This window comes from Glutamicibacter sp. AOP12-B1-11, assembly GCF_052379245.1.
In the GTDB taxonomy this organism is placed as follows: Bacteria; Actinomycetota; Actinomycetes; order Actinomycetales; family Micrococcaceae; genus Glutamicibacter.
This window is the reverse complement of record NZ_JBQSYL010000011.1, coordinates 1-12,398: the sequence shown is the minus strand read 5'-3', so window position 1 is coordinate 12,398 and position 12,398 is coordinate 1. Positions and strand designations below refer to the sequence as shown.

Genomic DNA, 12,398 nt, shown 5'->3' with positions numbered 1-12,398 from the left:
ATTAGAAGCAGGTCAGCTCTGCTTTAAATCGAGAGAATTCTTGCATAATTCAATGATCCGGTCGTTGGCCGCTGCCTCGGCAATCGAGATCCGCACGCCCTCACCGGCAAACCCGCGAACCGACAGCCCTTGGCTCTGGGCTCGTTCGGTGAAAGCCTGGGTGTTTCCGCCTAGCGGCAACCACACGAAGTTCGCCTGGGTTGCCGGGAAATCCCAGCCCAGCGCCTTCAACGCAGCCACCACGCGTTCGCGCTCCTGCACCAAGGTGTTGACCCGCTCAAGCACCTTATCGATATTTTCCAAGGAGGCGACGGCGGCATCTTCCGCCACTGAAGAGACCGCAAATGGTGTGGCGACGACACGAATATTGTCGGTGATTTCCGGGTGCGCGACGCTGTAGCCAACCCGCAGATTCGCCAGGCCGTGGGCCTTGGAGAACGTGCGCAACAACACCACGTTTTCATTCTCGCGGTAGGTGTTGACTCCGTCCACCGCTTCGGGATCGCGCACAAACTCGATGTACGCCTCGTCCAGCACGATCAGCACATTGCGCGGCACTCTCGTTATGAAGTCATCGACCTCGCTCTGGGTCAGGATCGGGCCGGTGGGGTTGTTCGGCGTGCAAAGCAAGATGACCGAGGTATTTTCGTTGACTGCTTCGATCATCGATTCAAGATCGTGGCGGCCATCTTCCAGCACGGGAATTTCTACCGGCAGCGCGCCTGCGCTCTGCACCAAAATTGGGTAGGCCTCGAAGGAGCGCCATGCATAGATAACCTCGTCTTGGACGCCGTCTTCGTTCTGACCGGCAAAGGTCGTCAGAATCTGCGCCAGCGCGCCGAGCGATCCTGCACCGGTGACGACATCTTCGGCTGGTACGTCGAGGTAATCGCTGAGGCTCTCGCGCAGTTTCGTGGAGAGGCTGTCCGGATAGCGGTTCAGCGCGTCCTGTTCCATGACCGCCCGACGCACCTCATCCAATGGGCCAAAAGGGATCTCATTGGAGGACAACTTGAAAGATTCAAGTCCTTCGATTGCTGTCGGTGGTTTGCCGGCGGCGTATTTTGGCAAGCGCGCAACTACTGAACGAGGTTGCACCAAATCTTGGGTCACGGGGTTCTCACTCATACATCAAAGCCTAGCCCTCGGTAGGTCAATCGGCAGATTCTTTGCTCACCGGGCTTCCAGTCTTTTATGGCAAAGTTGTCTCATGAGCTTTTTGATTCGAGTCATTGTTAATGCATTGGCCCTTGCCGCAGCGGTATGGATTGTCCCCGGAATCCAGATCAGCGCCATCAGCGAAGGCCTCCTTGGATCCGCGATCGCCTATTTGATCGTGGGCGTGATCTTTGGCCTGATCAACGCGTTGGTGCGGCCAATAGTCTCGTTCTTCTCGATGCCGATCACTTGCCTCACCTTGGGCCTGTTCACCGTGATCATTAATGCGCTGATGCTGATGCTGACCAGCTGGCTGACTCAGTTCACGCCGGTGGGCCTTAGCATCGACGCATTCTGGTGGGACGCCATTGTCGGCACCATCATCATCTCGATCGTTTCGGCAGTCCTCGGCTTTTTCGTTGGCAAGGAAAAGCGCTAAGCGCTAGCGGGCTGAGCCGTATTTCTCTTCCTCCCAGTTTTCATGCTTAGTGTTTCGCGGGCGCTCTTTGCGTTCGATCTTGAATTTGCGAAATTTCAAAGGTCCCGGAGGAAGCCCGAATTCCCGCAGATTCTCGTGCAGATCCGGGATCGGGTTCTCCACCAGCTCTTCGAGATGGTCTCCGTAATTATCTAGGTCGTGCGGTTTGCCGAACAACCCCTCGTCGAGCTGTTCCTCAAACCTCGGACCGTCAAATTTCACGGTGATTTGATCCTTTTTGCGTTTGTTCTCCACCCCGTCGGTACCCGGAACCATGTCTTTGGAATCCTCAATCGACAGGCTTCGAATGTCCTCGGGAAGATCTATGTGGCCAATGGGAGAACCGAGGGTCAGCATCTTTTCCATCTTGAACTTCTTGCGCAAGAACCTGTTCTTCATCAGATTCGCAATATGAATCCCGCCTTGCGAGTACCCGCTGAGGATCACCTCGTCGCCCTCGCGGGCGCCAGTGATGTGCAGGGCCTCGCTGATCGGTCCGGCGAAGTTCTCCGATTCGAGGCTGAACGCATCGATGATGCCGTAGGTGTCAAAGGGATTATTGCCATTGCCCTCCCCCTGAGTCCCGGGAAGAATGACGAGATAAACGTTCTCTCCATCTTGCTCGGCCTCGGCGATCAGAATCTGCCCATCATCACTGGGTCCCGCATCGTTGAGAATCTTGTGAAGCTGGTAGTAGCCGTTCAGCGTGCCGTCGATCTCAACCTGTTCCACCGGTTGGGCGTCGCCGAGGTGCAGTTCCTTGCTCCGCAATGGCCCCCAGGTAGAGATGAAATCGGCCAGTTTTTCGGTCGTTTCGTGCATCATCAAGGGCTGCGGGCGCGCAAAGCCAAACCGGTCCCGTGGCGAAGAGAGCAAAACAAAGAGCTTGAGCAGCGTTTCCATGTCGGTGGTTGGCGGGCGGGAATCGTTGTTGCGCGTGCTGTTCCAAGAGTCCAGCAGAATCTGCCATTTGGCAGAGACCAGAATCGAGTTCTCGATTCTGGTCTCTGCCCTGACGTAGTTCTCGATTGCTGCGTGCACCTTCTCCTCCAACCTCCGGGCGCCGATCACGGCTTCGGCCGCGTGGTGGTAGCCGGTGCGTAATTTGTCCGCCAGTATCCCCAGTGAATAGCCGCGGTTACCGATTCCGTTTACCCAGCATTGGGTTTGCGCTTCTCGCTGGCATTCTTGCGCGCGCACCGAGGCTCTCAGCAGTTGCGTCTCCACACTTTGGAGTTGCCCGTAGACTTGTTGGCAAATTTGAGCCGATTGGGCGTAATCCAAGGCGTTGTAATTGACGTCATATCCCATGGCTAGGAAGCCATTCGCTGATTGAGGATCTCCGCTTCCAACGCGTTCATCTCCCTGATCGCCAACGACAGATAGGACTCGGCTTCGCCCAGCGCTTTGGTGAGTCCCACGAGCCTGTCACTGAGTTGGCTCACCTCCGAGGCAAAGGCCTTGCCTGCCGAAGATCTCCAAGTCAGCGAACCGATTGAAGAGAGCTGTTCGATGGCGAAACGCGTTGTTGACTGGGCGTCATCCAGCTGGAAGGCCACCGAATCCAGGGTCGCCTGAAACATCATGATTAGCTCCCACCCGTCATTCTCCACCGGCGAATCGGTGAAAATCTGCCTTCATCTTCACCCTGCTGCTGCCTCTTTCGGCCCGTTTGGGCACCGGCTGTGGAAAGAAGGATGTGTGTAAAAGATGTGATGTGCACGCAGTGATGAAAGAATATGAACATGGCTGAGATTGCGCGCACTTCCCTTGCTAATGAACCCCTGGCACTTGGTGCCCTCGATGGACGCTACCGCAGCGCGGTGGCACCGTTGGTTGACTACCTTTCCGAAGCGGCGCTGAACCGCGATCGTGTTCACGTGGAGATCGAATGGTTGATCCACCTGGCCGAGAACTCCGTGCTGCCGGGCACCTCCCCGTTCACCGCCGATCAGCAGGCTGCCCTGCGCAAGATCGTCACGGACTTCAACGCCGACTCGGTGAAGGAACTGGCCGAGATCGAGGCCGTCACCGTCCACGACGTGAAGGCAGTCGAGTACTACATCGCTAACCGCCTGGACGCTATCGGCATTGGCAACCTGAAGCCGCTGGTGCACTTCGGCTGCACTAGCGAAGACATCAACAATCTCTCCTATGCTCTGGGCGTCCAGGGCGGAGTCACCCAGGTGTGGTTGCCTGCGGCCCGCGACCTGGTGGCCCAGCTGACCAAGATGGCCGAAGAGTCCCGCGACGTTCCGATGCTTTCGCGCACCCACGGCCAGCCGGCAACCCCAACCACCTTGGGCAAGGAACTGGCAGTTCTTGCCTGGCGCCTAACCCGCCAGCTGGACCGCATCGAGAAGACCGAGTACCTGGGCAAGATCAACGGCGCCACCGGCACCTACGCCGCCCACTACGCCTCGGTTCCCACCGCTAACTGGCAGCAGGTTTCGCAGACCTTCGTCGAACACCTGGGACTGACCTGGAACCCGCTGACCACCCAGATCGAATCCCACGACTGGCAGGCAGAGGTCTACGCCGACATCGCACGCTTCAACCGCATCCTGCACAACCTGTGCACCGATGTGTGGAGCTACATCTCCATCGGCTACTTCGCACAGATCCCAGTGGCCGGAGCAACCGGCTCCTCGACCATGCCGCACAAGGTGAACCCGATCCGCTTCGAGAACGCCGAGGCGAATCTGGAGATCTCCAACGGCCTGCTCGACACCCTGGGTGCCACCCTGGTCACCAGCCGCTGGCAGCGCGACCTGACCGACTCCTCCTCGCAGCGCAACATCGGCACCGCCATCGGCCACTCGGTGCTTGCCATCTCGAACGTCGCCAAGGGCCTGGATCGCTTGGACGTCGCCGAGGCGGTACTCGCAGAGGATCTGGACCACAACTGGGAGGTGCTCGCCGAGGCCATCCAGATGGTCATGCGCGCCGAATCCATTGCCGGCGTTGCAGGCATGGACAATCCTTATGAGCGCCTGAAGGACCTGACCCGCGGACAGCGCGTGGACGCGGCCCGTTTGAAGGAATTCGTTGGCGAGCTGGGCTTGTCGGCGGACGCCGAGGCTCGTCTGCAGCAGATGACCCCGGGCAGCTACACCGGCATCGCCTCTGAGCTGGTTGACCACCTGCAGAAGTAACCCGCAGCGTTTTACGCGGTTCTTACCGTGCTTTGAAGAACACCCTCTGCAATGGCCGGGGGTGTTCTTCAATATTTTCACGCCGCTGGTAGTTTCTCCGGCAAGTGGCTACCGCGTGTAGCCGTAGAACCCGGTGCCGGATTTACGTCCGATTTTTCCCGCAGCAACCAGTGCCGTGATGCGTTCGTTGGGTGCATCCACTGCGTTGCCGGTTTCCTCGTAAGTCGCTTGGGCGATGAAGTCGATGACGTCGAGCCCAACCATGTCCATCAGTGCGAACGGGCCCATCGGATGGCCCAGCGCGGTGCGCGCCGTGGTGTCGATGTCCTCGATGCTTGCGATGCCCTCATCGGCCAGGAACAGCGCTTCGCGCTGCATCGCACCCATCAGGCGGTTGGCGATGAACCCGGGGATTTCGCGGTTGATCAGCACCGGCTCCTTGCCCAGCCGGCGGGCCAGGCCCATGGCGGCCTGAACCGTGGCGTCGCTTGTTGCTCCGTGGCGCACCACCTCGACACACTTCATGACCAGCGCCGGGTTGAAGAAGTGCATATTGCACACCTGCGCCGGACGCCCTGTGGCCTCCGCGACCTTGGAGGATCCCAGGGTGGAGGAGTTCGTGGCCAGAATGGCATGGGCCGGGGTCAGCACGCCCAGCTGCTCGAAGATCTGCGTCTTGATGTCCAGACGCTCGGTGGCAGCCTCGATCACAAAGTCCGCGCCGGAGGCCGCGGTGTTCAAGTCCGTGCTGTAGGCCAGTGCATCCAACGCAGCGCCGGCATCGTCCTGCCCCAGCTTGCCTTTGGCTACCCGGGAATCGGCCCAGCTCTTGTGTTCGGTGCGTGCCGCGGTCAGGCCATCGAGGGAGATATCTTGGAGGGTTGTGGAGTAGCCGGCCAGGGCCGCGCTCATGGCTATCTGACGTCCCATGGTCCCGGCGCCAATGACCAGGATGTTAGAAATGCCCTCTACGCCGCTACTTGTATTCATAGTTGAATCCGTTTGTTCATAGGTTGTTCGCCGGTGCGGCGATTTGTCGGTAGTTGGTCGGGGCACCCGCGGGCTAGACCTTGCCGTGCAGCGCTTCGTCCGCCAGCAATGCAGCATCGAGCAACGATTCCCCGGCATCCTGGTGCTTCTTGATCAGTTCTCCCCATTGGTTCAGGACCGCCATGCTTTGCCGAATGAAGCTTTCTGCCGCCGGATTCAACGAGCCAGCACGGTGCACGATTCCGTAGTCTGTGCGAATCGTGGGTTCCGTTTCGACGACCACTGCTCCCAGTTTCTTCGCGAGCACGGCAAGCCGAATCGGCAGGAACGCGTTTGCACTGCCGTTCAGCACCAGGGCCAGCTGCGCGTGCCGGGTGGGCACGTAGGCTCTGATCCGACCGGTGATGCCTTGCTCTCGAAGTGCCGCTGCGACGATGTCGTTTTCTCGGTGCGCTAAGTTGCTCACTGCCAGTGGCAGCGAGTGCAGCCCGGACAACGCGACCGGCTGGTATGCCGGGAGCGTGGTGCCCGGTGGCATGACCAGCATCATCCGCTGGACACCGCATTGGATCGTTTGCAAGTTTTCGACTGGAATCGGGAAAGTGGTGAATCCGATTTCGCAGTGCCCGTTGAGCACTTCTTCACAGAGCTCTGCAACATCTGCATACTCGGTCATGTCGATCCGAATCTCAGGGTAGTGCTTGGTGAACGATCCGCTCCAGGCAGCCACGGCCTCGCTGGACATCTCGGGCATCGTGCCGATCGTGATAGAACCTACGGACATCTCGAGGGCCCCATGCATGAGGTCCTTCGTGGAAAGGACCTCTCCGAGGATTCGGCGAACCGGGTCAACAAGAAGCCGGCCCGCCGAATTCAACACGATGTTGCGCCCCGTCCGGTGAAACAGCTCGAGCTTGAGTTCGCGCTCAAGCTGCCTGATGCTCTGGGATATCGTTGCCTGCGCAACGTGCAGGTGGACGGCAGCGCGGTTAACGCCGTTGTGCTCGACAACGGCCAAGAAATACTCGAGCTGGCGAATCTCCACAATTTTCTCCTTGGCTTCAGACGGTTTTGCGCGTTGGCAGGGCTACGCGCGGTAGCTATTCGGGAGCTTCCCGTCGATCTTCCCTTGTCGAATCATAGCTACGGCAAGATTGCGTTCGTGAATTGGCGAGGACCCCTCGTAGATGCGCAGCGCGCGCACGTCGCGCCACATACGCGGGATCGGATGGTCGCCGACAATTCCCTCGCCGCCGAGCAGCTGGAGGCACTTGTCGGCAACGCGGCCAGCCATTTCGGAGGCGAAGAGCTTGGCCGCGGCGATCCGGTGGCGAGGGACATCTCCCTCGTCGAAGGAGCGTGCTCCTTCCATGACCAGCGCACGGGCGGCCTCGACCTCGGCGAAGCACTCGCCCAGCACGGCCTGGACGGCTCCCAGGTCGGACAGCGGGGCGTTGAACTGTTTGCGGCTGCTGACATGGCTGGTGGTTTCTTCGAGTATGCGCGTTGCCTGGCCAACACAAGTTGCTGCCACGTGGAGCCGGGCGTGGTTGATACCGCGCAGCGCCATAGTCAGTCCCTGTCCTTCGCCGCCGGCTCCGCCTAACAAGTGTCTGGCGGGCACCGAGACGTTGTTGAGGTGGATTTCGCCGACCGGTGCCTCGGCATGGCCGTTCATGCGGGTGGGCAGCGAAGTGGTGACTCCGGGCAGCGTGGCGTCAACGATCAGCGCGGAAACGCCTTTGGCGCCCGAGATCGACTGGTTGGTGCGTGCAAAAACCACGAAGGCATCAGCCCATCCGGCGTTGGTGATGTATCGCTTCTCGCCGTTGAGCACGTAGCGTTCGTGCTCAAGGGTCGCGGAGGTGGTGAGCTGCGCCGCATCGGATCCGGCCCCTTCCTCGGTCAGCGCGAATGCAGTGACCAGTTCGCCGGCGGCCATCTTGGGCAGCAGGTTGCCCCGTTGTTCTTCTGTGCCGTGGTCGAGGATCGCTTGGGAGCACAAACCGATGACCGTGGAGAATCGTGAACGGTAGACGCAGGAGGCCCTCGTGAATTCGAGTGTCAGCAGAACTTGCTGTTCCATGTTCCATTCCAGCCCGCCGTATTTGCGAGGGATGGAGATGCCGAAAAGCCCTACCTCCGCCATGCGTTTGAGCAGGCGCTCGGGGACGGCGCCGGCCTGGACCATCTCGTTTTCCGCGGGAATCAATTCCCGCTCGGTGAATTCCGCGATGAGCTTGCGATACTCATCAAATCCGTATTCGAATATCTCGGGGTTGATCATGAATGTAGTTCCTTACTTACGTGCATGTTGCGAGGTACCGGCTGCGGCAATCGGTGGCGTGGAGACTACACCGGCGACGTGCAGTGCTTCGATTTGCTCCTCCGTATAGCCCAGATCAGCAAGGATCCGAGTATTCTGCGCTCCGACTCGGGGCGCTTCGGCGGAGGAAGTCCTGCGCCACCCATCGAGTGTGAAGGGGACTCCCGGGGAGGTGTAATTTCCATTGCCGGATTCAACCGAGATCAGCACCTCTGATGCGACCAGATCTTGATCGATCACCAGTTCGTCGAAAGCACGGACCGCCCCGCAGACGATGCCGTTGGCCAGGAGCAGTTTGACGGCTTGGGCACGGGTGCTCGCGGAGAGTGCCTGCCCCAAACTGTCCAGGAGTGCTGAACGGTGGGCAACGCGGGACGGATTGTCGCTGAACCTCGGATCTTCAATGTATTCGGGGTGGCCAATGGCGTTGCAGAGCGCTGCCCACTTCTCACTCGTGTAAGCGGAAAGCACGATCATTCCATCGCTGACATGGACCAGATCCGCGGCGGGGGCCGCGTGTGCCTGGCCGTTTCCCTTGCGCCGTCCGGGCTGACCGGTGATGGTGAATTCGCCCCAAGTCGCTGCCTGCATGGAAATCGCCGCTTCCATCAAGGATGTTTGAACATGGGCCCCTTCCCGTGTGGTTGTGCGGGCGAAGAGCGCTGCCATGATGCCCGTGGCAAGCGAGTTTGCTGCTGCCACGTCAACTGCGGCGAAACCGATCCGCTGAGGTTCTCCACCTTCTTCACCTGTTGTCTGCATGATCCCAAATTCTGCCTGCGCAGCGATATCCAGTCCCGGACGATCGCTGGAGGGTCCACGAGTTCCAAACCCGGTCACCGAACCGTAGACAAGTGCTGGGTACTGCTCGCGCAAGGTTTCAGCGCCGAGTCCCAGCCGTTCTGCCGCCCCGGGGCGGAAATTGTGAATCAGTACATCGGTTTCCGGGAGCAGCTGCTGGACGACAACACGTGCCTCGGGTTTCCTTAGATCCAGTGCCAGGCTTGCCTTATCCCGGTTGTAGGCACGGATCATGGCTTCGCCAAAAACACCAATGCTGCGGGCTTGGTCACCGCTAATGTTCTCGACCTTGATGACTGTGGCACCGAGGTCCGACAGGATCTGGCCGGCGCCCGGGCCAGCAATGTACTGCCCAAAGTCCAGTACCCGGATTCCTTTCAACGGCCCAGCTTGCTGGTTCATGAACTGACCTGCTTTCGAGCTTCATACATTGCGGTGAGTTCTAGAAGCCGGGTCCGCGCCCGGGCTGGATTGAGCATCATTCCACCGGCGACCCCGAATACGCAGATGGTGATGCCAACGATCAAGAATCCGTTCGAATAGCCTTGAACGGAGGATGCTGCGCTTTCAACGATCAGACCCAGTACGTAGGGTGCAACCATTCCGGCGATCGAATAGGCAGCAATTATGCAACCGAAGAACGAGGCACGCTGGTGGGCCGGGAGGAAGTCCGAAGCACCTGCAAATCCGATGGAGAACGCCACCGAATTGATGGAGAATGCCGCGACGACCAGAACGAGCTGGAGCGGGCCAGCCGGGATCTGAGTAAACGTGATCATTGATGCTCCGGCGAACAGCAGGCAGGCAGCAGTCAGGAAAGAACGGGCCATTCTTGAGGAGTGGCCACGCTTCAATAGGTGTCCTGAGAGCAACCCGGCACCCAGTAGTACTACTACCGCCACAATATACGGGATCGTCACCAATACGCCGACACTTTCCATCGAGTACCCTAGGCCTTCATTCATGAAGGCAGGCAACCAGGAAACCTTCAGCGAGGTGATTAGATATCCGGCGAACGAAAGTAGCGCGAGACCCCAAAAGCTAGGTATCAATAGCAGACGGTAGAACGGGACGACAATATCGCCGTTGGGGTCTTCCTTGGCTGCCCTAGGCTCATTGGCTATTCGCCGCTTGCGGAAGGGAAGCTTGTCAGCATAGAAAAACCAGACGATGGCCCAGGTAATACTGATGCCCACCAAGAAGACGAAAGATGCGTGCCAATCCCAGGTCAGGATGATCCAAGTCAGAATCGGCGCTGCAAACAGGGGTCCGAGAGAAGAACCGGCATTGACCACAGCGCCTGCGGCAGCACGCTTTTCAGGGGGGAAAAGTTCGTGAACAATGGACTGGCATAGCGCGTGCGCGGGGCCTTCGAAGAAACCCAATGCGATCCGGCTTGCAAGCAATACACCAAAAGTTGTTTGAGCCGTCAGTGGCAACATTGTCAGAATCCAGGTGATCATCAAGATGCCGGCTGCCCAGTTATAAGAGATTCTACGGAACACTGCAGTGAGCGTGACCGCCCCGACCGCGAATAACCAGAAGAACGCGCTTGAAAGCAGCCCATACTGGCTTGCACTCAGGTTCATGCTTTCTCGAATCGGCGTACTCGCCAGCCCTATAGCCGCCTTATCGGCGAAATTGAGCATAAAGAAGATCAACAGCATCACGACGATGCCCCAGTTTCGCCTACTATTTGGCGTACTAGAAGCCCTGTCTTTTTGTTTTGGAGCAGCGGTGACGGCCATTTCGTTCTCCTTCGGACCTAGGTTCTGTGACTAGAGACACATGGTTTGCTCTCTCTATAAGTAGAGTCCAGGTTGCGGAGCGGTTCAACGGCCAAGTTGCTATCACACCGTTCGGTCACACCGAACGAACAACAAATCCAGTGCTCACCCGGCCCAATTGCACCGCACTTTAATGAGCGGCGAGTCGGGGTATGCCGAACGCCGAGCTAGCGGCCGAGCTAGGTTTGTCAGCATGCACGCTGCCAAACAGGCTGAAGACTGCATCCACAGGTGCCAACGATATCGTCTCGTCGTTCATCTCGTTGCTCGGGTCTAATATTTAAGATCGACCGTAGCGCTTTTCATTCTTCGCTGTATCCCTGCAGCACGATCGTCTCCATGAATCCCTGTCCGCTCGAACTTCACAACGCGCCGAATCCATTGCCGGCGTTGCAGGCATGGACAATCCTTACGAGCGCCTGAAGGACCTGACCCGCGGACAGCGCGTGGACGCGGCCCGTTTGAAGGAATTCGTTGGCGAGCTGGGCTTGTCGGCAGACGCCGAGGCTCGTCTGCAGCAGATGACCCCGGGCAGCTACACCGGCATCGCCTCTGAGCTGGTTGACCACCTGAAGTAGTCTTCCATCGCAACGGCCGTGAGTTCCCATCGGGTATTCACGGCCGTTGTCGTATCCGCGCACTACTGTAGGTGAAACATCACTCACCCTCCCTCGAATCCTCCAGATGGTACATCGCTTAGACTTTAAGTGTTCATCACATCAAGGAAGAGGGACATGTTTCTCACAGTTCTCATCATCATTGGCATCCTGCTCGGGCTATTCTTCGTCTTCGGCAGCGCAGGCATGAAAACCGGCACGAAGTCCAAGGGAAATGCCCGGTTGACCGGCATTGGCATCCTGGTCGTTTCGCTGGTTGTTCTCGGATTCGCCTCGGCCACCATCGTTCAGCCACGCACCGTCGGGGTGAAGATCGCCCTGGGCAAGCCCACCGCTGTCATCGGCAACGGCTTCCACCTCAAGGCGCCATGGGAAACCGTGGAGAAGCTCGACGGGTCGGTCCAAAACGATGTGTACTCTTCGAACAGCGCCATCCCGGTCCGCCTGGGCAACAACGGCAAGGCGAACGTCGACGCCTCGATCCAGTGGCAGTTGAAGACCGACGACGCGATGTCCGTGTTCCTGGACTACCGCACCTTCGAAGGCATCCAGTCCAACCTGGTGGATCGCAATTTCCGCGCCGCATTGAACGAAGTCATGGCGACCTACGATCCGCTGGCCTACACCGATCCAGCCGATGGAGGCCAGGACCTCGAGGGCCTGGCCAAGTCCGTGCGGACCAAGATGCAGGAAAAGGTCGGCACCCAGATCGACATCCGCTCGGTAACCCTGCCGATCATCAACTTCGATGAGCCGACGCAGAATCGCATCAACGAGCTGCAGGCCGAAACTGCGAAGACCCGCATCGCCGAGCAGCGCAAGCAAACCAGCGCCGCCGAAGCCGAGGCCAACAAGATCCTCGAGCGGTCCATCACCCCCGAGACGCTGACATCCAAATGCTTGGACATCGTCGCGGAATCAGGCAAGAGCCCGATCGGCTGCTTCCCCGGCGGAGGCGTCCAGCCAATCACCATGGTCGGTGGCGACGAAGACAAATAATCGAGTAGGTGGGGGTGTCTAGCCCCCACCTCTCACACCACTGTGACATGCGGGCCCGCATCCGGCGGTTCGCCAGGTCATTTAAAG

General features: G+C 58.9%; 12 protein-coding genes. 4 read left to right on the top strand and 8 right to left on the bottom strand.

Going from position 1 to position 12,398, the window contains the following annotated elements; all coding sequences use genetic code 11:
* Positions 1-12 precede the first annotated feature (12 nt).
* Complete coding sequence (locus tag ACT3UQ_RS08160; RefSeq protein ID WP_105552786.1) at positions 13-1,128, bottom strand: histidinol-phosphate transaminase; 1,116 nt, start codon at positions 1,126-1,128, stop codon at positions 13-15.
* A gap of 82 nt (positions 1,129-1,210) precedes the next feature.
* On the opposite strand from ACT3UQ_RS08160, the gene ACT3UQ_RS08155 reads away from it, so the two are divergent.
* Entirely contained in the window at positions 1,211-1,597 is a 387-nt protein-coding gene (locus ACT3UQ_RS08155; protein WP_105552785.1) for a phage holin family protein, read from the top strand.
* Positions 1,598-1,600: 3 nt separating this feature from the next.
* On the opposite strand, the gene ACT3UQ_RS08150 is transcribed toward ACT3UQ_RS08155, so the two are convergent.
* Together ACT3UQ_RS08150 and ACT3UQ_RS08145 are read right to left on the bottom strand one after the other, a co-directional pair.
* Positions 1,601-2,863 carry a hypothetical protein gene (locus ACT3UQ_RS08150; protein WP_444636900.1) on the bottom strand — a complete coding sequence of 421 codons (1,263 nt, stop codon included), beginning with the start codon at positions 2,861-2,863 and terminating at the stop codon, positions 1,601-1,603.
* An 86-nt stretch (positions 2,864-2,949) separates the two neighbouring features.
* Positions 2,950-3,222, bottom strand: a complete 273-nt coding sequence (locus tag ACT3UQ_RS08145; protein WP_141393549.1) for a hypothetical protein — start codon at positions 3,220-3,222, stop codon at positions 2,950-2,952.
* Positions 3,223-3,381: 159 nt separating this feature from the next.
* Between ACT3UQ_RS08145 and purB the strand changes: the two genes are divergently transcribed.
* A complete protein-coding gene (gene purB, locus ACT3UQ_RS08140) occupies positions 3,382-4,791 on the top strand; it encodes an adenylosuccinate lyase (protein WP_444636899.1) in 1,410 nt (469 codons plus the stop codon).
* A 108-nt stretch (positions 4,792-4,899) separates the two neighbouring features.
* Here purB and ACT3UQ_RS08135 read toward each other — a convergent pair whose 3' ends face one another.
* The 5 genes from ACT3UQ_RS08135 to ACT3UQ_RS08115 form a co-directional block, all read right to left on the bottom strand.
* The gene (locus ACT3UQ_RS08135; RefSeq protein WP_444636898.1) at positions 4,900-5,781 is read right to left on the bottom strand and encodes a 3-hydroxyacyl-CoA dehydrogenase family protein; all 882 of its coding nucleotides are present in this window, start codon (positions 5,779-5,781) and stop codon (positions 4,900-4,902) included.
* A 73-nt stretch (positions 5,782-5,854) separates the two neighbouring features.
* Positions 5,855-6,826 carry a LysR family transcriptional regulator gene (locus tag ACT3UQ_RS08130; RefSeq protein ID WP_444636897.1) on the bottom strand — a complete coding sequence of 324 codons (972 nt, stop codon included), beginning with the start codon at positions 6,824-6,826 and terminating at the stop codon, positions 5,855-5,857.
* A gap of 42 nt (positions 6,827-6,868) precedes the next feature.
* Positions 6,869-8,068, bottom strand: coding sequence for an acyl-CoA dehydrogenase family protein (locus ACT3UQ_RS08125; RefSeq protein ID WP_105552780.1), 1,200 nt, complete (start codon positions 8,066-8,068; stop codon positions 6,869-6,871).
* 12 nt (positions 8,069-8,080) lie between these two features.
* Positions 8,081-9,310: a CaiB/BaiF CoA transferase family protein gene (locus ACT3UQ_RS08120; RefSeq protein ID WP_105552779.1), complete on the bottom strand. Its 1,230-nt coding sequence runs from the start codon at positions 9,308-9,310 to the stop codon at positions 8,081-8,083.
* Positions 9,307-10,656 carry an MFS transporter gene (locus ACT3UQ_RS08115; protein ID WP_105552778.1) on the bottom strand — a complete coding sequence of 450 codons (1,350 nt, stop codon included), beginning with the start codon at positions 10,654-10,656 and terminating at the stop codon, positions 9,307-9,309. Before ACT3UQ_RS08115 ends, ACT3UQ_RS08120 begins: the two co-directional genes overlap by 4 nt.
* 359 nt (positions 10,657-11,015) lie before the next feature.
* Between ACT3UQ_RS08115 and ACT3UQ_RS08110 the strand changes: the two genes are divergently transcribed.
* Complete coding sequence (locus tag ACT3UQ_RS08110) at positions 11,016-11,273, top strand: hypothetical protein (RefSeq protein WP_444636941.1); 258 nt, start codon at positions 11,016-11,018, stop codon at positions 11,271-11,273.
* Between the two features lie 156 nt (positions 11,274-11,429).
* Positions 11,430-12,311 carry an SPFH domain-containing protein gene (locus ACT3UQ_RS08105; RefSeq protein WP_444636896.1) on the top strand — a complete coding sequence of 294 codons (882 nt, stop codon included), beginning with the start codon at positions 11,430-11,432 and terminating at the stop codon, positions 12,309-12,311.
* Positions 12,312-12,398: the final 87 nt, after the last annotated feature.

Coding starts and splice junctions, on each gene's coding strand:
- ACT3UQ_RS08145 (WP_141393549.1), bottom strand. CDS start 3,222: ATGATGTTTCAGGCGACCCTGGATTCGGTGGCCTTCCAGCTGGATGAC.
- ACT3UQ_RS08115 (WP_105552778.1), bottom strand. CDS start 10,656: ATGGCCGTCACCGCTGCTCCAAAACAAAAAGACAGGGCTTCTAGTACG.
- ACT3UQ_RS08105 (WP_444636896.1), top strand. CDS start 11,430: ATGTTTCTCACAGTTCTCATCATCATTGGCATCCTGCTCGGGCTATTC.
- ACT3UQ_RS08125 (WP_105552780.1), bottom strand. CDS start 8,068: ATGATCAACCCCGAGATATTCGAATACGGATTTGATGAGTATCGCAAG.
- purB (WP_444636899.1), top strand. CDS start 3,382: ATGGCTGAGATTGCGCGCACTTCCCTTGCTAATGAACCCCTGGCACTT.
- ACT3UQ_RS08120 (WP_105552779.1), bottom strand. CDS start 9,310: ATGAACCAGCAAGCTGGGCCGTTGAAAGGAATCCGGGTACTGGACTTT.
- ACT3UQ_RS08155 (WP_105552785.1), top strand. CDS start 1,211: ATGAGCTTTTTGATTCGAGTCATTGTTAATGCATTGGCCCTTGCCGCA.
- ACT3UQ_RS08160 (WP_105552786.1), bottom strand. CDS start 1,128: ATGAGTGAGAACCCCGTGACCCAAGATTTGGTGCAACCTCGTTCAGTA.
- ACT3UQ_RS08135 (WP_444636898.1), bottom strand. CDS start 5,781: ATGAATACAAGTAGCGGCGTAGAGGGCATTTCTAACATCCTGGTCATT.